Source organism: Planomonospora alba (assembly GCF_039534085.1).
Classification (GTDB): Bacteria; Actinomycetota; Actinomycetes; order Streptosporangiales; family Streptosporangiaceae; genus Planomonospora_B; species Planomonospora_B alba.
In genome coordinates, this window is the sequence record NZ_BAAAUT010000043.1 from 13,971 (window position 1) to 34,709 (window position 20,739).

The 20,739-nt window shown below is 73.1% G+C and carries 18 protein-coding genes; 4 read left to right on the forward strand and 14 right to left on the reverse strand.

The window, feature by feature from the left end:
• Positions 1–97: 97 nt before the first annotated feature.
• The 6 genes from ABD823_RS24040 to ABD823_RS24065 all read right to left on the reverse strand — a co-directional run bounded on the left by ABD823_RS24040 (position 98) and on the right by ABD823_RS24065 (position 6,068).
• Positions 98–901, reverse strand: coding sequence for an enoyl-CoA hydratase/isomerase family protein (locus tag ABD823_RS24040; protein WP_344863263.1), 804 nt, complete (start codon positions 899–901; stop codon positions 98–100).
• A gap of 131 nt (positions 902–1,032) precedes the next feature.
• Positions 1,033–1,248: a helix-turn-helix domain-containing protein gene (locus ABD823_RS24045; RefSeq protein WP_068924102.1), complete on the reverse strand. Its 216-nt coding sequence runs from the start codon at positions 1,246–1,248 to the stop codon at positions 1,033–1,035.
• 114 nt (positions 1,249–1,362) lie between these two features.
• A complete protein-coding gene (locus tag ABD823_RS24050) occupies positions 1,363–2,961 on the reverse strand; it encodes an ABC-F family ATP-binding cassette domain-containing protein (RefSeq protein WP_344863274.1) in 1,599 nt (532 codons plus the stop codon).
• A gap of 279 nt (positions 2,962–3,240) precedes the next feature.
• Positions 3,241–3,897, reverse strand: coding sequence for an acVLRF1 family peptidyl-tRNA hydrolase (locus ABD823_RS24055; RefSeq protein WP_344863276.1), 657 nt, complete (start codon positions 3,895–3,897; stop codon positions 3,241–3,243).
• Positions 3,898–4,004: 107 nt separating this feature from the next.
• On the reverse strand, positions 4,005–5,081 hold the full coding sequence (locus tag ABD823_RS24060) for an EAL domain-containing protein (protein ID WP_344863278.1): 1,077 nt from the start codon (positions 5,079–5,081) through the stop codon (positions 4,005–4,007).
• 501 nt (positions 5,082–5,582) lie between these two features.
• Entirely contained in the window at positions 5,583–6,068 is a 486-nt protein-coding gene (locus ABD823_RS24065) for an anthrone oxygenase family protein (RefSeq protein ID WP_344863280.1), read from the reverse strand.
• A gap of 81 nt (positions 6,069–6,149) precedes the next feature.
• Between ABD823_RS24065 and ABD823_RS24070 the strand changes: the two genes are divergently transcribed.
• The 4 genes from ABD823_RS24070 to ABD823_RS24085 all read left to right on the forward strand — a co-directional run bounded on the left by ABD823_RS24070 (position 6,150) and on the right by ABD823_RS24085 (position 10,392).
• Complete coding sequence (locus ABD823_RS24070; protein ID WP_344863282.1) at positions 6,150–7,202, forward strand: AraC family transcriptional regulator; 1,053 nt, start codon at positions 6,150–6,152, stop codon at positions 7,200–7,202.
• A gap of 272 nt (positions 7,203–7,474) precedes the next feature.
• Positions 7,475–8,791: a KamA family radical SAM protein gene (locus ABD823_RS24075; RefSeq protein ID WP_344863284.1), complete on the forward strand. Its 1,317-nt coding sequence runs from the start codon at positions 7,475–7,477 to the stop codon at positions 8,789–8,791.
• A 142-nt stretch (positions 8,792–8,933) separates the two neighbouring features.
• Entirely contained in the window at positions 8,934–9,434 is a 501-nt protein-coding gene (locus ABD823_RS24080; protein ID WP_344863286.1) for a MarR family winged helix-turn-helix transcriptional regulator, read from the forward strand.
• 100 nt (positions 9,435–9,534) lie between these two features.
• On the forward strand, positions 9,535–10,392 hold the full coding sequence (locus ABD823_RS24085; protein ID WP_344863288.1) for a siderophore-interacting protein: 858 nt from the start codon (positions 9,535–9,537) through the stop codon (positions 10,390–10,392).
• 153 nt (positions 10,393–10,545) lie between these two features.
• Here the strand turns inward: ABD823_RS24085 and hisG are convergent, their stop codons facing one another.
• The 8 genes from hisG to ABD823_RS24125 all read right to left on the reverse strand — a co-directional run bounded on the left by hisG (position 10,546) and on the right by ABD823_RS24125 (position 19,994).
• Complete coding sequence (gene hisG / locus ABD823_RS24090) at positions 10,546–11,391, reverse strand: ATP phosphoribosyltransferase (RefSeq protein ID WP_344863290.1); 846 nt, start codon at positions 11,389–11,391, stop codon at positions 10,546–10,548.
• Between the two features lie 62 nt (positions 11,392–11,453).
• A complete protein-coding gene (locus ABD823_RS24095) occupies positions 11,454–11,717 on the reverse strand; it encodes a phosphoribosyl-ATP diphosphatase (RefSeq protein ID WP_344863292.1) in 264 nt (87 codons plus the stop codon).
• A 132-nt stretch (positions 11,718–11,849) separates the two neighbouring features.
• Positions 11,850–14,312 carry a glycoside hydrolase family 2 protein gene (locus ABD823_RS24100; RefSeq protein ID WP_344863294.1) on the reverse strand — a complete coding sequence of 821 codons (2,463 nt, stop codon included), beginning with the start codon at positions 14,310–14,312 and terminating at the stop codon, positions 11,850–11,852.
• A gap of 159 nt (positions 14,313–14,471) precedes the next feature.
• Entirely contained in the window at positions 14,472–15,353 is an 882-nt protein-coding gene (locus tag ABD823_RS24105; protein ID WP_344863361.1) for an ABC transporter ATP-binding protein, read from the reverse strand.
• Positions 15,353–16,294, reverse strand: a complete 942-nt coding sequence (locus ABD823_RS24110; RefSeq protein WP_344863296.1) for an ABC transporter ATP-binding protein — start codon at positions 16,292–16,294, stop codon at positions 15,353–15,355. The genes ABD823_RS24105 and ABD823_RS24110 overlap by 1 nt, the downstream gene beginning before the upstream one ends.
• The gene (locus ABD823_RS24115) at positions 16,291–17,187 is read right to left on the reverse strand and encodes an ABC transporter permease (protein WP_344863298.1); all 897 of its coding nucleotides are present in this window, start codon (positions 17,185–17,187) and stop codon (positions 16,291–16,293) included. Before ABD823_RS24115 ends, ABD823_RS24110 begins: the two co-directional genes overlap by 4 nt.
• On the reverse strand, positions 17,184–18,179 hold the full coding sequence (locus ABD823_RS24120) for an ABC transporter permease (protein WP_344863300.1): 996 nt from the start codon (positions 18,177–18,179) through the stop codon (positions 17,184–17,186). The genes ABD823_RS24115 and ABD823_RS24120 overlap by 4 nt, the downstream gene beginning before the upstream one ends.
• A gap of 69 nt (positions 18,180–18,248) precedes the next feature.
• Positions 18,249–19,994 carry an ABC transporter substrate-binding protein gene (locus ABD823_RS24125; protein WP_344863302.1) on the reverse strand — a complete coding sequence of 582 codons (1,746 nt, stop codon included), beginning with the start codon at positions 19,992–19,994 and terminating at the stop codon, positions 18,249–18,251.
• Between the last annotated feature and the right edge of the window lie 745 nt (positions 19,995–20,739).

Here is a 20,739-nt window from a genome sequence, read left to right on the forward strand (position 1 = left end):
AGAGGGTACGCGATTCCCGTATCAGCTCCGGGCGAACAGCGGCCCGCCGAGGCGGCGGGCCTTCCCGCCGTCGCGGACGGCCCGCCGCCCGCGCGGATCAGCCGAACAGCGCCTTGATCCGCATCATCTGCTCCTGCCGCTCGGCCGCGCACTGCTCCTCCAGCGTGCGCCCCGCGGCGCCCTGGAGCAGCCGCTTGGTGGCCGTCGCGGCGTCCCGGTTGGTCGACAGCAGCGCGGCCGCCAGGTCCCGTACGGCCTGCGCCAGCTCGTCACGGGCGACGACCAGCTCGGCCAGGCCGATCCTGGCCGCCTCCTCCGCGCCCACGGTGCGGGCCGTGAGGCAGATCTCCACGGCGCGGGAGAGGCCGACGAGGTCGACCAGCGGCTTGGTCCCGGTCAGGTCGGGCACCAGGCCGAGCGCGGGCTCCTTCATGCAGAACCTGACGTCGTCCGCCACGATCCTCAGGTCGCAGGCGAGCGCCAGCTGGAAGCCCGCTCCGACGGCGTGTCCCTGGACGGCGGCGATCGAGACGATGTCCGGCCGCCGCAACCACATGAAGCCCTGCTGCGCCTGCGCGATCCGCTCGTCGAAAGCCTTGCCGTCGAGCGTGGCGGTGCTCGCGAACGAACCCTGCCCCGGAACCCCCTCCGGGGTGAACATCCGCAGGTCGATGCCTGCCGAGAAGGACGGCCCCTCACCTTGGACCACGACGACTCTCACCTGCTGCGGCAGGTCCTCACCGATTCGAGCCAGCGCCGACCACGTCGCGAACGTCTGCGCGTTCCGCTTCTCCGGCCGGGCCAGCGTGACCGTCGCGATCTCGCCGTCCACCTCGAAACGCAGGCCGACCTCCTCGGGGGAGATCTCCTCCGAACGTCCCCCGTGCGCCACTTCCGTCATCGCCCGTTCTCCCATGTGTGCGCCGTCTGTCACGCCCGAGCCTACCGGCTTCTCTAGAATGAAGTTCGGCAGGCTCGGGGTGACGGGCAAGCGTGAGGACGAGCGGCTGCGGTCGCGCGTTCCAAGGCGGCTCAGCGCTTGGACTTACCCCGGGTGGCGCCGCCACGCCCGCGCAGAGTCACACCGGACTCGCTCAGGATGCGGTGGATGAACCCGTAGGACCGGCCGGTCGAAGCGGCGAGCGCCCGGATGCTCTCCCCCGAGCTGTAGCGCTTCTTCAGATCAGCGGCCAGTTTTTCACGGTCGGCCCCGGTGACCCGGGTGCCCTTCTTGAGAGTCTCGGCCACGAGCTACCTCCTGTAGTGCCAGACTTCCGCAGCGTTACTCCGCCATGATCAGTCATTTCCGCGGGATCGGCTACCTACTCCCAGGGAAAAGATCCGTACCCGCTCAAATTGAGATCAGGCAAGTGCCACAAGATCGGAAAATTCATCACTCCACGCGTCTTCGACTCCGTCCGGCAGCAAGATCACCCTATCCGGCTGCAGGGCGTCGACAGCACCCTCATCGTGCGTGACGAGTACAATAGCCCCAGAATAGGACTTCAGTGCCGAGAGCACTTGTTCCCGGCTTGCCGGGTCGAGGTTGTTGGTGGGCTCGTCCAGCAGCAGGACGTTGGCCGCCGACAGCACCAGGGTCGCCAGGGCCAGGCGCGTCTTCTCGCCGCCGGACAGCACCCCGGCCGGCTTGTCCACGTCGTCCCCGGTGAACAGGAACGACCCCAGGACCTTGCGCAGCTCGACGTCGGGCAGGTCGCCGGCGGCCGAGCGCATGTTCTCCAGCACCGTGCGGCCGGCGTCGAGCGTCTCGTGCTCCTGCGCGTAGTAGCCCAGCTTGAGCCCGTGGCCCGCCCTGACCTCGCCGGTGTCGGGCTTCTCCAGCCCGCCGAGGATGCGCAGCAGCGTGGTCTTGCCCGCGCCGTTCAGGCCCAGGATGACGACCCGGGAGCCGCGGTCCACCGCGACGTTCACGTCGGTGAACACCTCCAGCGAGCCGTAGGACTTCGACAGTTCGACGGCCGTCAGCGGGGTGCGCCCGCACGGCGCGGGGTCGGGGAAGCGCAGCCGGGCCACCTTGTCGCCGCGCCGTTCCGCCTCCAGGCCGGACAGCAGGCGCTCGGCGCGGCGCTGCATGTCCTGGGCCGCCTTGGCCTTGGTCGCCTTGGCCCGCATCTTGTCGGCCTGCGCCAGCAGCGCCGAGGCCTGCTTCTCGGCGTTGGCCCGCTCGCGCCTGCGGCGCTTCTCGTCGGTCTCCCGCTGGGCCAGATAGGCCTTCCAGCCGACGTTGTAGGTGTCGACCACCGCCCGGTTGGCGTCCAGGTGGAGGACCCGGTTTACCGTCGCCTCGAGAAGCCCCACATCGTGGCTGATAATGATCAAACCGCCCTGATGGGAGCGCAAAAAATCGCGGAGCCACGCGATCGAATCCGCGTCGAGGTGGTTTGTGGGCTCGTCGAGCAGGAGAGTCTCGGCCCCGCTGAACAGGATCCGGGCCAGCTCCACCCGCCGCCGCTGGCCTCCGGACAGGGTCGCCAGCGGCTGGCCCAGCACCCGGTCGGGCAGTCCGAGGCTGGAGGCGATCGAGGCCGCCTCCGACTCCGCCGCGTAGCCGCCCAGCACGTGCAGCCGGTCCTCCAGCCGCCCGTAGGCGCGCACCGCGCGGTCCCGGGTGCGCTCGTCCGCCGACGACATGCCCTGCTCCGCCTCGCGCAGCTCGCGCAGGACCTGGTCGAGCCCGCGGGCCGACAGGATGCGGTCGCGGGCGATGACGTGCAGGTCGCCGGTGCGCGGGTCCTGAGGCAGGTAGCCCACCGCGCCGGTGGTGGTGACCGTGCCCGCCGCGGGCAGCGCCTCGCCCGCGAGCACCTTGGTCAGCGTGGTCTTCCCGGCGCCGTTGCGCCCCACGAGACCGATCTTGTCCCCGGGGTTCACCCGGAACGACGCGCCCTCGATGAGCAGCCGGGCCCCGGCGCGCAGTTCGATGTCAGAAGCAATGATCATGGCTGGCGGAAACACTCCCAGGGTGGGGGAAACACGGGCTCACTACGTCGCTGCGACCGGACCCGCCGCGCACCGTCTCTCCCGGCTCTCGGCCCGGCCGTCCCGCCCGGTCGCGGGCGGCGTCAACCGGGAGTGCGCATACCGATCAGTGTACGGCGCGCCCGCACCTCCTCCTCCCCGTCCGGCCGGACCGGCCGTCCCCGGACGGGCCGCCTCCGAAGCGTGGAGGCGCCGCGGAAGGACCGCGGCGGGGGCGCGGAGGGGATCGGAGGGGCGCCGTCAGAGGGGGTCGACGACCCTGATCCGCACCGCGCGGAACTGCGCCGGGGTGCCGGCCAGCACCGCCAGGCGAGGGTCGGGGACCGTCAGGAAGGGCTCGGCCTCCAGCGCGAAGACCGCCTCCAGCCGGCGGTCGGCCCGCAGCGCGTCCACCGCCCGCCGGTCCCCGCCCAGGATCACCGCCTCCAGCTCGCCGGTGTGCGGGCCGAGGATCCGCAGCGCCACCTCGGCCGCCGCCTCGTGCGCCTGGTCCACCTGCTTCTCCCGGCGCCGGGCGAAGCGCCGCTGCGACCAGCCGCCCGCCGCGCTGCGCCCGTGGACCGGCCGCGAGCCGACCTTGGAGGAGACCAGCGCGTCCCCCTGGAAGATCCCGGCCGCGTGGCCGCCGAGCCGTACCAGCAGCACGCCCACCCTGCGCTCGCGGCGCGCGTGGGTGGTCAGGCGGGCCAGCGGGCCGCCGCCGGAGGCGGTCAGCGGCGGGAACGGCACGCGGCACTCGGCCACCGCGCCGTCGGCGCCGGTGATCCGCACCACCTCGTCGGTGGCGGCCGCCTCCAGCGCGCCGTGCCGCTCGGCGAACCCGTCGATCCAGCGGCCCAGCCGCTCCGGACCCACCGAGACCCATCGCCCCCCGCCGGCGGCCGGTCGTGACGTCATGCCCCGGACCCTACCCGGGCCCGCTCCCCCGCGCCGCAGCCGCGGGCCCGCTCCCGCGCCGTCCGCCGCGCCGGGACCGCCCGCCCGGTACGGCGGGCGGCGCGGGCTCACTGCCGCTGCATGCCCGCCACCTGCCGGATCAGGTCCGCGACGCGGACGATGCCCATGCACCGGCCCACCTCGTCGGTGACGACCAGGTCGTCGTAGACGCGCTCGGCGTCGCGCCCGGCGACCTGCATGGCGGCGATCGCCGGGGTGGTCCTGGGCACCGAGCGCACCGGGTCGGCCAGCCGGGCGGCGGGCTTCTTGCCGTGCAGGGCGTGGCCGTACCGGCTGGCGATGGCCAGCAGGAAGCGGCTCCGGTCCAGGCTGGCCTTCGGCCGCTGGTACTCGTCGACCAGGATCACGCTGCTGATCGAGGGCTCGCCGCTGAAGGTCCCGACCGCCTCCTCGGCGGTGGCCTCCTCCGGGAGCGTCACCGCGGGCAGCAGGAACTCCTGCACCCGGGGGCCGAGCAGCAGCTTCGCCGGCTCCGGCTCGGCGACGGGCAGCGGCACCTGGACCCGGCCGGAGGGGCCGGGGACCAGCAGCGGGCCGTACGCCAGCCGCACCCCCCACCGGCGGACCGCCGCGAGCTGGGCGTCGTCCTCCACGCCGGGGGCCAGCACGTGCGCGCCCGCGTTCCGGGCGAGGGCCGCCAGCGATCCGGCCAGCGCCGCCCGGCGCGGGTCGCGCGCCGCGTTCGCCACCAGCCCGGCGGAGAGCACCACCAGGTACGGCGCGGCGTCGGCCAGCAGGTCCAGCGGGAGGTGGGCGGTGCCCAGGTCACCCACCGCGATCAGGTAGCCGATGGCGCGCAGCCCCTCCAGCCCGGCGAGCAGGGGCCGGCGGTCGGTCTCGGCGAAGCCGCCGCGGAGCACCAGGATGATCTCGCGGGGGCGCCGCCCGCAGACCCGCAGCGCCTCGTGGAGCGGGGCCAGGACCGCCGAACCGCCGACCACCGCCCGGGTGGGCAGGCTGAGGACCAGCGGGAGCGCGGGGGCCTTCCGGGACACCGCGAGCACGGTCCTGGCCAGGGCGACGACGTCCCCGTGGCCCGAGCCACCCTCCCCCAGGTCGTCCCCGAACGTCTGGAGCGCGATGACGCCTCCGGTGTCGAGGTCGACGATCGGTGCGAGGCCCACCCTGCCTCCGGGGCCTCCGGGGCCTCCGGGGCCTCCGGGGCCTCCGGAGTCCGCCGGGCCCGCGGGCTCGCCGGGGCCCGCGGGTCCGGCGGTATGCCGGAAGGGCGCACCCCCCGCGTAGGAGTCCTGCTCGAAGGAGGCACCCCCCGCGTAGGGACCGTGGGCGGCCGGGTGCCCGGCGGCCCCCCCGCCCGCCGGGCGGGGCGCGACCGTCTGCGGCGCGACGCCCGGCACGCCACCCGGCGCGGCCGCCGGCACCGTGCCGGGGACGGGACCCGGCGCCGTGCCGGGGACGGGGCCCGCGAACGGGACCGCGCCCGGCGCCGCGGGAGCCTGCGGATGGGGGTGCGTGTTGGTCGGCACGTTCAGAGAATGGCCCCGCGCCGCCCGCGGCATAAGCCGCGCGCGTCGATGTTCACCGACATTTCGCCGTTCGTTGAGCGGACGGTACGGTACGGCCGCCCGCCGCCGGGCACGGGCCGCGCCCGGCCCCCGCCGCCGCTAGAGCGCCAGGGCCCGGACCAGGAGGGCGAAGGCCACGGTGTTCGCCACCGCGCGGACGGCGTTCCAGCGGACCCAGCGGGCCTCGAACGCCTCCCGCACCGCGGCGGGGTCGGCGATCAGGCCCGGGTCCCCCGCCGCGTCGAGCGCGTTGTTGAGCGGGAGGTTGACCGCGAACGTCACGGCCAGCACCGCGCCGTACGCCACGAAGGCCGCCGCGATCCAGGGCAGCTCGGGACGGCCCAGGTGGAGCAGCCCGGAAACGGCGGTCAGCACCGCCGCCCCGGCGAAGGCCGCGGCGAACCACCCGTTGAGGATCGCCACGTTGATCCGCTGCATCGCCTCGACGAGGGTCCGGTCACCGGACCGGCCCAGCCCCGGCATCACCGAGACCGCGTAGGCGTAGAAGAGGCCCGCCATGAGGCCCGTCGCGATCGTGGCCGCGACCAGCGCCACGGTGCCCAGGGGGTGCGTGCTGTCGGTCATGCGGCCAGTCAATCGCGGCGGGGGCCGCCGGGCCATGCGCGATGATCTCCGCTCCATGCGCGGATGTCTACAATCGGCCGCATGAGTGCGTTCGCGGGCCTGCTGGACGGGCCCCGGGCCCGGGGGGCGTTCCTGATCCGCAGCATCCTGGAGCCGCCCTGGTCCCTGCGGATCCAGGACCGGGCGCCGCTCACGCTGGTCGCCGTGGTGCGCGGCAGCGCGTGGATCGTCCCCGACCGCGGCGCCCCCGGGACCGGCGCGGCCTCCACCACCTCCGGAGCCTCCGCGGCCACCGCCGTACCCGGCACCACCGCCCCCCGGACCTCCGCGGCCACCGCCGGGACCGGCGCGATACGGCTCGGCGACGGCGACGTGGCCGTGGTGCGCGGCCCCGCCCCCTACACGGTCGCCGACGACCCCGCCACCCCGCCGCAGGCCGTCGTGCAGCCGGGCGGATGCGCCACGACCCCGGCGGGCGAGGATCTCTGCGAAGCGCTGGACCTGGGCGTGCGCACCTGGGGCCGGAGCCCCGACGGTCCGGCGGTGCTGGTCACCGGCTCCTACCGGTCGCCGGGGGAGATCGACCGGGGCCTGCTCGCGGCGCTGCCCCCGCTGCTGGTCCTGTCCTCCGGCGATCTGGACTCCCCGCTGGTCCCGCTGCTCCGCGAGGAGATCACCAAGGACGCGCCGGGCCAGGAGGTCGTGCTCGACCGCCTGCTCGACCTGCTGCTCGTGTCGGTCCTGCGGGCCTGGTTCGCCCGCCCCGGCGCCGAACCCCCCGGCTGGTACCGGGCGCAGCGCGACCCCGTGGTGGGCCCCGCGCTGCGGCTGCTCCACGACAACCCCGCCCATCCCTGGACGGTGGCCTCACTGGCCGCCCGCTCGGGCGCCTCCCGCGCGGCCCTGGCGCGCCGCTTCACCGAGCTGGTGGGCGAGCCGCCCATGACCTACCTCACGCACCGGCGCCTGGCCCTGGCCGCCGACCTGCTGCGCGAGCCCGGCAGCACGGTGGAGGCGGTGGCCGGGAGGGTCGGCTACGCCAGCCCCTTCGCGCTGAGCACCGCATTCAAGCGGGTGTACGGGGCCAGCCCCCGGGCGTACCTTTCGGACCCCTCCCCCGGCGGCTCCGCCTGAGTCCCGGTCCGGCGGTTCGGTCCGCCCGGCCCAGCGCCTTTACGTTGTAGATTCAAAGGTGCCCGCCGGCGCCCGGCGGAAAGGTGTACGCACGCTGGGAGTTTCCCGCCAAACCTTGCAGAGCCAGCGGCCGACCCCCACAATCCTTGCACAATGCAAGAGAGATGGGGTCGGCCGGTCATCCGGAACAGGCAGGCCACAAGCCACCCTGGGCCGGCCCGTCCATCTCCCCCGCCTGGCCCCACCGGCCGGACGCCAAGGAGAGGCCCTTCGTGACCCTGCTCACCGACACCATCCGGACCGCGGAGACCAGCCGCCGTTTCCGCGCCTACACCGGCAAGCACCTGGACGAGCTGACCGCGCGGGCCGGGCTCGGCCCCGCGGAGCGCCTGGCGGCGCGGGCGGTGGCCACCGTGCTGCCGTTCCGCACCAACGAGTACGTGGTGGAGCACCTGATCGACTGGTCCGCCGCGCCGGACGACCCGATCTACCGCCTGGTCTTCCCCCAGCCCGACATGCTGCCTGCCGACGACGTCGCCCGCCTGTCGGACCTCATCGCGCGCGACGCGCCGAAGGCCGAGCTCCAGGCCGCCGCCGGCGCCGTGCGGAGGCGGCTCAACCCGCACCCGGCCGGGCAGCTGGAGCTCAACGTCCCCCGGGTGGACGGCGCTCCGATCCCCGGCATCCAGCACAAATATCCCGAGACGGTGCTGTTCTTCCCCAAGCAGGGGCAGACCTGCCACGCCTACTGCACCTACTGCTTCCGCTGGGCCCAGTTCATCGGTGAGCCCGACCTGAAGTTCGCCTCCGACGACGCGGCCGCCCTCGTGGCCTACCTGCGCGCCCACCCCGAGGTGACCAGCGTGCTGCTCACCGGCGGCGACCCCATGATCATGGGGGAGCCGGTGCTCCGCCGCTACCTGGAACCCCTGCTGGAGCTGGAGCAGCTCGAGTCCGTCCGGATCGGCAGCAAGTCCCTGGCCTACTGGCCGCAGCGCTTCGTCACCGACCCCGACGCCGACGCCACGCTGCGCCTGTTCGAGCAGGTCACCGCGGCCGGCAAGAACCTCGCGTTCATGGCGCACTTCACCCATCCCCGGGAGATGGAGCCGGCCCTCGTCCGCGACGCCGCGGCGCGCATCGCCTCCACCGGCGCGGTGATCCGCACCCAGGCCCCGCTGATCCGCGGCATCAACGACGCCCCGCAGACCTGGGCGCGGATGTGGCGCGGCCAGCTGGCGCTGGGCATGGTGCCGTACTACATGTTCGTCGAGCGCGACACCGGCCCGCGCGACTACTTCGCGGTCCCGCTGGCCCGCGCCCACGAGGTCTTCCGTGACGCCTACGCCGCGGTCTCCGGGCTCTGCCGCACGGTGCGCGGCCCGTCGATGTCGGCCACGCCCGGCAAGGTCTGCGTCGACGGGGTGGCCGAGATCGGCGGCCGGAAGGTCTTCGTGCTCCACTTCATCCAGGCGCGCGACCCCGGGCTGGTGGGCCGCCCGTTCTTCGCCGAGTACGACGAGCGGGCCCTGTGGCTGACCGACCTGCGCCCGGCCTTCGCCGACCGGTTCCCCCACCAGACGGCCTGACCGCCCGGCGGCGCCCGGGGTGCCGGGACCCGGTACGGCGTCGCCCGCCGTACCGGGTCCCGGCACCCCGCGCCGGACCACGCCCCCTCTTCCCCTGGCACGGCGGTCCATGCGCGGGACGGACCGGGTAGGAACGGTGCTTGTGACGGAGCAGCAGACGGACCGCCCCGGCGGAGAGGACCTCTCCGCCGTCACCTCGGCGGTCCTGACGGGTTCGCGGCTGCTGGTCGCCATCGCCGCGCAGTCCCTCGGCGCGGTCGAGGACAGGGTCACGCTGCCGCAGTTCCGCATGCTCGTCGTCCTCGCCACGCACGGGGAGACCAAGCTCGTCACGCTGGCCGAGCGGCTCGGCGTCAACCCCTCGACCGCGACGCGGATGGCCGACCGGCTGGCCGCCGCGCGCCTCGTCGTCCGCGCGGCCAACCCGCACGACCGGCGGGAGAACCTGATCCGGCTCACCCCGGCGGGGCTGCGCATCGTCGACGAGGTCACGGCGCGCCGCCGCGAGGAGATCGCGGCGATCGTCGCGCGGATGTCGCCCGGACAGCGCCGCGCCCTGGTCTCGGCGATGGCCGCCTTCAGCCGGGCCGGCGGCGAGCCGCCCGCGGGCGCCGGCCACCCCCTCGGCTGGCCCGCCCCCTGAGCGGGCTCCCGGGACGCCGGGCCGCCCCGTGGTGGCGGAGTCCGCACGGAGCGTATGCTAGAACTTAGGCATACCTAAGTTGATCTCAGAGGGAGTGCGCATGGCAGAGGGCAGGCCCGTCCGCAGGGCGAGGCGCGGCGAGGTGGTGCGCACCCGGCGGCTCACCCCGCACATGGTCCGGGTGGTGCTCGGGGGCGAGGGTCTGCGCGGCCTGCCCGTCGGCGAGTTCACCGACCACTACGTGAAGCTGCTGTTCGCTCCCCCGGGGGTGACCTATCCGCAGCCGTTCGACCTGGAGGCGGTCCGCCGCGACCTGCCCCGCGAGCAGTGGCCCACCACGCGGACCTACACGGTCCGCGCCTGGGACCCGGAGGCGTGCGAGCTCACGCTGGACTTCGTCCACCACGGCGACAGCGGCCTGGCCGGGCCGTGGGCGGCCCGGGTCCGGCCCGGCGAGGAGATCTGGTTCCTCGGTCCCGGCGGGGGCTACGCGCCCTCCGCCGAGGCCGCCTGGCACCTGCTGGCGGGCGACGAGAGCGCGCTGCCCGCCATCGCCGCGTCCCTGGAGCGCCTGCCCGCCGCCGCCCCCGCCCACGTGTTCGTGGAGGTCTCCGGGCCGCAGGAGGAGCAGCCGCTGGACTCCCCCGGCGACGTGAGGCTCACCTGGCTGCACCGGGGCGACGCGCCGATCGGCGAGCGCCTGGTCGCCGCCGTCCGCGCGCTGGACTTCCCCGCGGGCGACGTGCACGCCTTCGTGCACGGCGAGGCGGGCTTCGTCCGGGAGCTCCGCCGCCACCTGCGGACCGAGCGCGGGATCCCGCTCTCGGCGCTGTCCATCTCGGGCTACTGGCGCATCGGCCGCGACGAGGACGGCTGGCAGTCGTCCAAGCGCGAGTGGAACCGGCAGGTCGAGGAGGAGGAGGCCGCCGCGCTCGCCGCCCGGCCGGCCGCGTCCTGACCGCCGGCCCGGCCCGCTGTCCCGGCCCTGCGGCCCGGCGGGCGTCCCGGCCCGGCGGGCGCGGGACCGGGCGGGCGGTCCCGGGGAAGCGGCGTCCCGGCGCGGGACCGGGCGGACCCGGGGAACCCCGGAGAAAGGGTGGAGCCCGCGCCCTCAGAGACGGCAGGCGTAGATGGCGGTGACCAGGATGGCCTTCGCGCCGAGCTCCCAGAGCTGGTCCATCACCTGCTGGTGCCCCGTGCGGGGCACCATCGCCCGCACCGCGACCCAGCCCTCCCGGTGCAGCGGGGAGACCGTGGGGCCCTCCATGCCGGGGGTGAGCGCGATGGCCTCCTCGATCCGCTCGACGCGGATGTCGTAGTCCATCATCACGTAGTCGCGCGCCACCAGCACGCCCTGCAGGCGCCGCACCAGCTGCCGCAGGGCCGGGCTCTCCACCGCGTCCGTCCGCTGGATCAGCACGGCCTCGGAGCGGGCGATCGGCTCGCCGAACACCTCCAGCCCGATGTTGCGCAGCGTGGTGCCGGTCTCCACCACGTCGGCGACGGCGTCGGCCACGCCCAGCCGGATGGCGGTCTCGACCGCGCCGTCCAGCTTGATCACCCGGGCCTCGACGCCCTGCTCGGCGAGGTAGCCCTCCAGCAGGCCGGCGTAGGCCGTGGCGATGCGCTTGCCCTTCAGGTCGGCGACGGAGGAGAACACCCCCGGGTCGGCCGCGAAGCGGAAGGTGGAGCGGCCGAAGCCGAGCGGGAGGATCTCCTCGACCCGGGCCCCGGAGTCCTGGAGCATGTCGCGGCCGGTGATCCCGGCGTCCAGCGTGCCCTCGCCGACGTAGACGGCGATGTCCTTGGGCCGCAGGAAGAACAGCTCGCAGGAGTTGTCGGGGTCGATGACCACGAGCTCCTTGCTGTCCTTGCGGACGCGGTATCCGGCCTCCTTGAGGACGGTCTGGGCACCTTCGGCGAGGGCGCCCTTGTTGGGGACGGCGAGACGCAGCATGGCGGGAGGATTCCTTGTCCGGACGGGAGGTCTTCACGGGCACGGGAGCCGGGCGCACCGGCTCACAGATGCTTGTAGACCTCGTCCAGCCCGATCCCCTTGGCGATCATGAGGACCTGGACGTGGTAGAGGAGCTGGGAGATCTCCTCGGCGGCCCGCTCGTTCGACTCGTGCTCGGCCGCCATCCAGCTCTCCGCGGCCTCCTCCACGACCTTCTTGCCGATGGCGTGGACCCCGGCGTCCAGCGCGGCCACGGTCCCCGATCCCTCGGGACGGGTGCGCGCCTTGTCGGACAGCTCGGCGAACAGCTCTTCGAAGGTCTTCATGGTCTCTCTCGGCGTCGTCGGATGTGCGCCCCCAGCCTAACGGCCCCGCCGCCGTGGGCGTGCCCGCGTCCATCTGCCGGACGCGGGCACGCCCCGCCGGTGGCCCGCCGGGCCCCGTCCGCCCGGGTCCGGTCACCGGGGGCGCGCCTCGTTGACGCAGCGCAGGACCGGGGCGGTCAGCAGCCGCCCGGCGTCGAGCTCCCGCCCGGTGGCGACGTGGAAGACCGCGCTCTCCCCCGGCAGCAGCGTCACCAGCAGGTCGTCGACCGCGGCGTCCGGGTCCAGCCGGTCCGGGAAGAGGGCCAGCTCGCGCACGAGTGTGCGCGCGGTCACCGTCACCCGGTACCCGTCCCCGACCGGCTCGGCGCGGGCCTCGTAGTCCGCCTCGGGGAAGGCCACCCGCGTGTCCTCGGCGAAGAAGGACAGCGCGCGGACCCCGTCCAGCCGGGCCGCCAGCAGTTCCCGCGCCGGGTCGCCGGGCACGCCCACCGACTGCGGGATCGGCACCCGCACCACCGAGCGCGGTCCGGCCTCGATCCGGGCGGCCTCCTTCGCCAGCGGCTCGCCGTCCAGGCCGTGCCGTACCAGCTCCAGCTCGCCCCGCCACGGCTCGGCGGTGTCGTTGACCACCGCCAGCTCGCCGTCCTGCACGGTGAGCAGCCGGTCGGCGTAGGCCCGGCGCAGGGCGTACCACAGCGGCTTGCGCCGGCCGTCGCCGTCGACCGCGGCCCAGGAGACGACCGGCCAGCAGTCGTTGAGCTGCCAGACGATCGTGCCCGCGCAGTACGGGGCCAGCGCCCGGAAGCGTTCGACGCCGAAGGCCATGGCGCGGGCCTGGTTGAGCTGGGTCAGGTAGTGCCAGTCGTCGAAGCCCTCCGGCTGCGGCAGGTGCCCGCCCAGCCCGCGCAGCAGTTTGGCGGCGCCGTCGATCGCCTTCTGGTGGTGGAGCACCAGGGGCGCGTCGGCGGCCAGCTCGCCGCTGACGGCGCGGCGCAGCGTCGCGTACGCCGGCGGCCCCTGGAAGCCGAACTCGGCCACGAAGCGGGGGGTGTAGGCCGCGTAGCGGCCGTAGTCCTCGCGGTTCCACACGTCCCAGATGTGGACCGTGCCGCGCGCCGGATCGTTGGGCGGCAGGTCGGGCGCGCCGGAGTACGGGCTACCCGGCCAGTAGGGGCGGGTCGGGTCCAGCTCGGCGACGACCGCGGGGAGCAGGTCGTAGTAGAAGCCCGCCCCCCAGCTCCGCCCGGCCAGGTCCCGCTGCCAGCCCCAGTCGGCGTGGCCCTCGATGTTCTCGTTGTTGCCGCACCACAGCACCAGGCTGGGGCGGTGCGCCAGCCGGGCCACGTGCTGGCGGGCCTCGACCTCCACCTCGGAGCGGATCGGCTCCTCCTCGGGGTAGGCGGCGCACGCGAACGGGAAGTCCTGCCAGACCAGCAGGCCCAGCTCGTCGGCCAGGTCGTAGAAGTCCTCGCTCTCGTACAGGCCCCCGCCCCAGACCCGCAGCAGGTTGACGCCCGCCCCGGCGGCCTGGCCGAACCGGGCGGCCAGCCGGTCCCGGGTGATCCGGGAGGGGAAGCAGTCGTCCGGGATCCAGTTGACGCCGCGGACGAAGACCGGCACGCCGTTGACCTTCACGGTGAAGGCGCCGCCGGTGCGGTCCAGCTCGACCGTGCGGAACCCGATCCTGCCGCGCCAGCACCGGCCGGCCGGGCCGCCGTCCGCACCGGTCGGGCCCCCGCCCGGTCCGCCGCCGTCCGCACCGCCGTCGCCCAGCCGTACCAGCAGGTCGTACCGGGGCTGGGCACCGTACCCGCGCGGCCACCACAGCTCGGGTTCCGGCACGGCCAGTTCCAGCACCGCCTCCCGCTCGCCCGGTGCGAGCTCCGCCCGGGCGGTGACGCCGGCGACCTCGGCGGTGAGCGTGAGCGGCTCCTCGGTCTCCCGCTCGACCCGCACGTGCACGGCCACGCGCCCCGTCGGACCGCCGTCGCCTCCCTCCACGGTCACCAGCGGGCGCACCTCGGCCAGCCGGGCGCCGCTCCAGGACTCCAGCCCGATCGGCCGCCAGATGCCGGCGGTGACCAGCGTCGGCCCCCAGTCCCAGCCGAAGTTGCAGGCCATCTTCCTGATGAACGGGTACGGCTCGGCGTAGGCTCCCGGCCGCTCGCCGAGCGCGGCCCGCTGCGCCTCGGCGTAGGCGTAGGCCGAGTCGAAGCGCACGGTCAGCGTGTTGGCGCCCGCGCGGAGCAGGTGCCGTACGGCGAAGCGGTAGGAGCGGTGCTGGTTGGCGGTGGTGGCGACCCGCACGCCGTTGAGGATGACCGTGGCGACGGTGTCGAGCCCCTCGCAGACCAGGTCGGTCCGGGCGTGGCCGTCGTCGCTCCAGTCGAAGACGGTCTCGTAGACCCAGTCGGTCCGGCCGATCCAGGACAGGCGGGTCTCGTTGTCGTCCAGGTAGGGGTCGGGGATGAGCCCGGCGGCGAGCAGGTCGGTGTGCACGCAGCCGGGCACGCTCGCGGGCACGCCCGCGAGCTCGGCGCCGCGCGAGACGGCCGTGAGGGTCCAGCCGTCGTGCAGCGGACGGTACGAACTCAAGTGGATCTCCTTAACGGTCGCTCGGGGCTCGCAGGACGCGCGGGCCGCGCAGGGTGCTCGGCGCCCGCAGGGCGCGCGGGCCGCGTACGGCGCCCGGGGCTCGCAGGGCACACAGGCCGCGCGAGGTGCCCGGGCCGCGCGGGGGCGTCGCCCGGAGCGTCATCGGGGGCAGTCCGCGAGGCCGGCGCAGGCCGTGAAGTGGCCGGGCTCCGCCTCGAAGAGCCCGCCGGACGCCCCGCCGGCGTGGTAGCGGCAGTCGGTTGCGGGCCCGGCGTCCTCCCACGGGGCGTGCAGCCGGGGCACGGCGGCCAGCAGCTGCCGGGTGTAGGGGTGCAGCGGGTCGCCGAAGACCTTCTCCGTCAGGCCCATCTCCACCACCGTGCCGTGCCGCAGCACGACGGTGCGCTCGGCCAGGTAGGTGCCGAGCGACAGGTCGTGGGTGACGTACAGCACGCCGAGGCCGCGCTCCTTGAGCTCGGCCAGCAGGTTGAGGACGTCGATGCGGGTGGAGGCGTCGAGCATGCTGGTGATCTCGTCGGCGACCAGCAGCTTGAGCTCCAGCAGCAGCGCCCGGGCGATGAGCAGGCGCTGCAGCTGGCCGCCGCTGAGCTGGTGCGGGTACCTGCCGAGGACCTGGCCGGGGTCGAGCCGCACGTCCCGGACCGCCGCGCGCACCCGCTCGTCCCAGTCGGCCCGGGAGACCTCCGGGTAGTAGGACTCCTTGATCAGCTGGAAGACCCGGTCGGCCTTGAAGACCGGGTTGTAGCAGCTGAAGGGGTCCTGGAAGACGCCCTGGACGTGCCGGTAGTACTCCTTGCCGGCCCTGACGGGCACGCCGTCGACGGTGATCGATCCGCCGGTGACCGGGGTCAGGCCGAGGATCATCCTGCCGATCGTGCTCTTGCCGCTGCCGCTCTCCCCGATGAGGGAGACGACCTCGCCGGAGCGCACGTCGAAGCTCACGCCGTCCACGGCCGTGAAGGTCTTCCCGCCGAAGGCGCCCACCTTGTAGACCTTCGTGACGTTGTCGAGTTGCAGCATCATGCCTTCCAGCACGCGACGAAGTGACCGGGCTCGACCTCGGTCACCGGCGGCTCCTGCCCGCACTCGTCCCCGGCGAGCGGGCAGCGGGCCCGGAACCGGCAGCCGGCGGGCGGGTCGAGCAGCGAGGGCGGGCTGCCGGCGATGCCGGCCAGCTTCTTGTCGGCGTGGCGCACGCCGACCTCGGGCAGCGAGTTGATCAGCAGCTTGGTGTAGGGGTGGCGCGGCGCCGTGACGATCGTCCTGGCGGGCGCCTTCTCGGCCAGCTTCCCCGCGTACATGACCATGATGGTGTCCGCGATGTGGGAGGTGAGCGCGAGGTCGTGGGTGACGAAGATCATGCTCTTGACGAACCCCGCGTCGCGGAAGCCGAGCAGCGCCCTGGCGACCGCCTTCTGCGTGGACACGTCGAGCGCGGAGGTGACCTCGTCGGCGATGAGCAGCGACGGGTCGAGCAGCGTGGAGATGACCATGACCATGCGCTGCTTCATGCCGCCGGACAGCTCCAGGGGGTAGCGGTCCAGCACCTCCGGCGAGAGCTCGACCAGCTCCAGGCGGGTCTCCAGCTCTCCCCGGTCCAGGGTGGCCCCCCGGGAGCGCAGCAGCTCGGCCACCATCTTCCCGATCTTGCGGGTCGGGTTCATGGCGCTCATCGAGTACTGCGGGATGAGGGAGACCTCGCGGAAGCGGAAGTCGTTCATCCGCCGGTCGTCGGCGACGGGCAGCTCCCGCCCGTCGAGCTCGACCGTGCCCCCCATGTGCCGCATGCGCCCGTCCATGCGGATGAGGCTCTTGCCCAGCGTGGTCTTGCCGCAGCCCGACTCGCCGGCCAGGCCGAGGATCTCCCCGTCGTCCATCGTGAAGGAGACGCCGTCGAGCGCCTTCACGTCGCCCTTGAGGGTCCGGTAGTAGACCCTCAGATCGCTGACCCGCAGACTCATGTCTCCCTCAGTTTCGGGTTGAAGACCTCGTCGAGGCCGACGTTGGCCACGTACAGGGCTCCGACGATCGCGGTGATCCCGGCGCCCGGGGGCAGGAACCACCACCACAGGCCGAGCTGCATCGCGCTCCACTGGTTGGCGTTCTGCAGCATCAGCCCCAGCGAGATGCCCTCGGTGGGGCCGAGCCCGATGAAGTCGAGCGAGGAGGCGATCAGGATCGAGCCGCCGAACAGCAGGATGAACGTCATGAACAGGTAGGAGCTCATGTTCGGCGCGACCTCCCGGAAGATGATCTTCGGGGTGCTCGCGCCGCTGAGCCTGGCCAGGGCCACGAAGTCGCGGGTGCGCAGTGAGAACGTCTGCGCCCGGATCGCCCGCGCCGCCCACGGCCAGGAGGTGAGCCCGATGAACAGTCCCTGGACGGCGACGCTGCGGATGCCCAGGTAGGCGTTGATGATCAGCAGGACGGCCAGCGTCGGGATGACGAGGACGATGTTGGTGAGCATGGTGAGGACCTCGTCGACCAGGCCGCCCCGGTAGCCGGCGGTGAAGCCGACCAGCATCGCGATGACCGCCGCGATGCCGCCGCCGAGCGCGCCCACCGCGAAGGTGGTGCGCAGGCCGTACACGAACTGCGCGAAGACGTCCTGGCCGAACGTCGTGGTGCCGAACCAGTGCTCGGCCGAGGGCGGCGCCATGGGCCGCGTGCCGTAGGCGCCCGGCTCGGCCAGGTCCAGCACGAGCGGCCCCGCCAGGCCGAGCAGCAGCAGGACGGCGACGATGCCGAAGCCGGCCACCAGCTTGCCGTTGCGGACCGCGAAGTACAGGGCCTCGCGGCGCACCCCGCCGCCGGGCGCGGCCTCGCGGACGGAGGTCTCGGTGAGGGCCGTCATGCCTGCGCACCCGCCATTCCCGCCCGCGTGCGCGGGTCGACCACGACGTAGACGATGTCGATGATGAAGTTGGCGATCAGCACGCCGAGGACGATGAACATGAACGTGCCCTGGAGCAGGAAGAAGTCCTGGTTCTGGATGGCCTTGAGGATGAGGCTGCCCAGCCCCGGGTACGAGAAGACGATCTCGGTGACCAGGGCGCCCGCCACCAGCACGCCGAGCTGCAGGGCCAGGCCGGTGATCTGCGGCAGCACCGCGTTGCGGAAGGCGTAGCGGCGGATCAGCCGCTGCGGCGCCCCGAGCGCGGCCAGGTAGTTGGAGTAGTCCGACTCCAGCTCGTAGATGATCATGTTGCGCATGCCGATCGCCCACCCGCCGAGCGCGACGAGGAACAGCGAGGCGAACGGCAGCGCCCAGTGGTGGAGCAGGTCGAGCAGGAAGTCGGCCGAGAAGCTGGGCTGGAGCGAGAAGCTGTAGCCGCCGGCGACCGGGAAGACGCCCGCGACGACCCCCAGCGACCAGGCCAGCAGCACCGCCAGCCACATGTACGGCATGGCGGTCAGGATGTAGCCGACCGGCAGCACCGTGTTGTCCAGCAGCTTCCGCCGCGCGGCGAAGGCGCCGGCCCAGTTGCCGATGACCCAGCTCAGCAGCACCGAGGGGATCATCAGCCCCAGGGTGTACGGCACCGCGTTCAGGATGACCTCGCCGACCGGGGCGGGGAAGGCCCAGATGCTGATCCCGAAGTCGCCCTGGAACATCGAGGTCCAGAAGTTCAGATACTGCTTCCACAGCGGCTGGTCGAAGCCGAACAGACCGTTGTAGTAGGCCTTCATGGTCTCCACGGCCCCGGGGTTGCTCGCCCCCGCCCTGGCGATCATGCTGGAGACGGGGTCACCGGGCATGAACCGCGGGATCATCCAGTTGACCGTGACGGCGACGAAGAACGTCAGCCCGTAGACCAGCAGTTTCCTGCCGAAGTATCGACGCACGAGAAGCTCTCCCGGGAAGGGGCCCCGCCGCCCTCCCGCGGGGAGGGCGGCGGGGCCGCGGTCATGCGGTCAGGAAGCCGGCTTGATCTGGGTGAGCGTCTCGAAGCCGCCCAGCTCCATCCAGTTGCGCCACATCGTGGGCGGAGTCTTGGGCGTGCCGTCCGCCGAGGACGGCCAGTTCGTCCAGGCCGCGTTGCTGACCTGGGACCACAGGCCGTTGTACCAGAGCGGGATGATGGGCAGCTCGTCCAGGTGGATCTTCTGGATCTCGGAGATGACCTTCTTCATGCCCTCGGCGTCGTCGGTCTTGACCTGGTCGAGCTGCTGGACCAGCTCCCAGACCTTCTTGTTCTCGTACCGGCCGAAGTTGACGGTGTTCTGCGTCTTGCGGACCGGGAGCTGGAACATGTAGTCGTAGTACGTCCACGGGGTGTTCGACAGCTGCCGCTCGTTGTTGATCAGCAGGTCGAAGTCGCCCTTGCCGCGCTTGTCGACCAGGGCGTTGAAGTCCGGGAAGTCGGGGGTCATGTTGATCCCGGCCTCCTTGGCGCCGGCCGCGATGACCCGGATCGACTCCATCCAGTCGGTCCAGCCGGACGGCACGATGATGTCCAGCTCGATCTTCGAGCCGTCCTTGTTCTCCACGAAGCCGTCGCCGTCGGTGTCCTTGTAGCCGGCGTCCGCCAGCAGCTTCTTGGCCTTGGCGACGTCGAAGGTGAAGCCCTTCTCGCTGACGACCTGCTGGTCGATGTACTGCTCCCACTGGGGCAGCAGGCCGGTCGGGCTGGCCGGCTTGACCAGGTTGCCGTAGACGCCCTCGACGATCTTCTTGAGGTCGATCGAGTGGGCCAGGGCCTTGCGGAAGGCCGGGTCGTCCATCGGCTTCTTGGTGGTGTTCAGCACCAGGAAGGCGGTGTTGGCCGAGAGCATGTACGGCGGCTCGGGATAGTAGGTGCTGATCCCGAAGTTGCCCTTGACCAGGTTGGCCGCGCCGGGCAGGAAGTTGTTGCTGAGGTCCATGCCCTTCTGCAGCAGCAGGCCCATCGCCACCTCGTTGCTGGAGTTGACGATGTCGACGATGTACTTGGGCTTGGGCTCCATCTTGAGCGCGGTCTTGCCCCACCAGTCGTCGCGGCGCTGCCAGACGACGCGGTCCTGGTCGTGGCTCTTGTAGACGTAGGCGCCGGTGCCGACCGGGTTCTCGTTCTCGCCGTCCAGCACCTCCTCCTCGGAGCGGCCCTCCCAGAGGTGCTGCGGGACGATCGCCCGGCTGTAGAGCTGGTAGTCCCACTCCTGGTAGTTGGCCTTGGAGAAGGTGAAGCGCGCGGTGCGGTCGTCGACCGCCTCGGCGCTCTTCAGCCACTCCCAGATGTTGTGGTACGGGACCGTCTCCATCTTGCCGAGCTCGAAGGTGAAGACGACGTCCTTGGCGGTGAACGGCTTGCCGTCCGACCAGGTGACGCCCTGGCGGAGCTTGAGCTCGTAGGTCGTGTCGTCGACCCAGGCGCCGCTCTCGGCCAGCCAGGGGACCAGCTTGCCGGCGTTGCCGTCGAAGTGGAACAGGTGCTCGTAGACCAGCCCCTCGGTGCCGGTCGCGTAGTCCCACTCGCGCAGCGGGTTGAAGTTGGCCGGCGGCCCCCACTGGGTGCCGCTGGTGTAGAGCGTCTCGTTGCGGGGCAGCGCCCCGCCGTCGGTGGCCGGCGCGCTCGCCGCCTGGGAACCCTGGGTGGCCGGCGTGGACCCCCCGGTCGAGCACGCGGCGGCGGCCAGGCCCGCCGCCAGGAGCGGGACCATGATCCGCACCCGGTTTCGCATCGTGTCTCTCCTTCCCCCGCCGCGGCGGAGGTACGAACGTCGTCACAGTCCCCGATGAGAGGTCCGGAGGGCGGCTGCCCCCCGAACCTGGGAGCGCTCCCACACATGCGGGACACACGGGTCCCGCACCTGGGCCACCCGGTGCCGGCATCGCGCGGCCGAGCGGCGCGGCAGGCGGGCCGGCCTCCCGCGTCACTCGACCGGCTGCACTGAACCGGATAAGTAAGGCGAACGTAGATTCCCCGTAACCTCACCGTCAATGGCCGTGACATGTTCGATACGTACGGCGCGCCGCACTCTCCGTGGTACCGCTCCCACTCACCGTCTCCCCGACCGGATTCCGGGCGAGCGCGGAGCCGGGGCACGGCCGGGACCCCGGCGGCCGGTCCCGCGGCGGGCTCCGCGGCCCGCCCCGGCGATCGCACGGGATGCCCGCCACCTGCCGCCTAACCGGTTCAACCAGCGGATTCGCCGGAGCCGGAACGGAACCACCGGAGCCCGGGGAGGCCGGGCGCGGCTCGCGGGCGCCTGGAGGACCCCGGACACCGGAGCGGGGGATCCGGCGGAACGCGGAGAGCCCGGCCGGTCCTCGGGGACCTGCCGGGCTCTCCGGTGGTGCGTGTCCGTCAGGGGGCGGCCGGCGCCCGCCCGCCGTCAGCGGCCGCGGCGCGGGCCGCCGCCGTGCTCGCCGTACGGGCGGCTCCCGCGGAAGCCGCCGCGCGGGCCGCCGGAGCGGTCGGAGCGG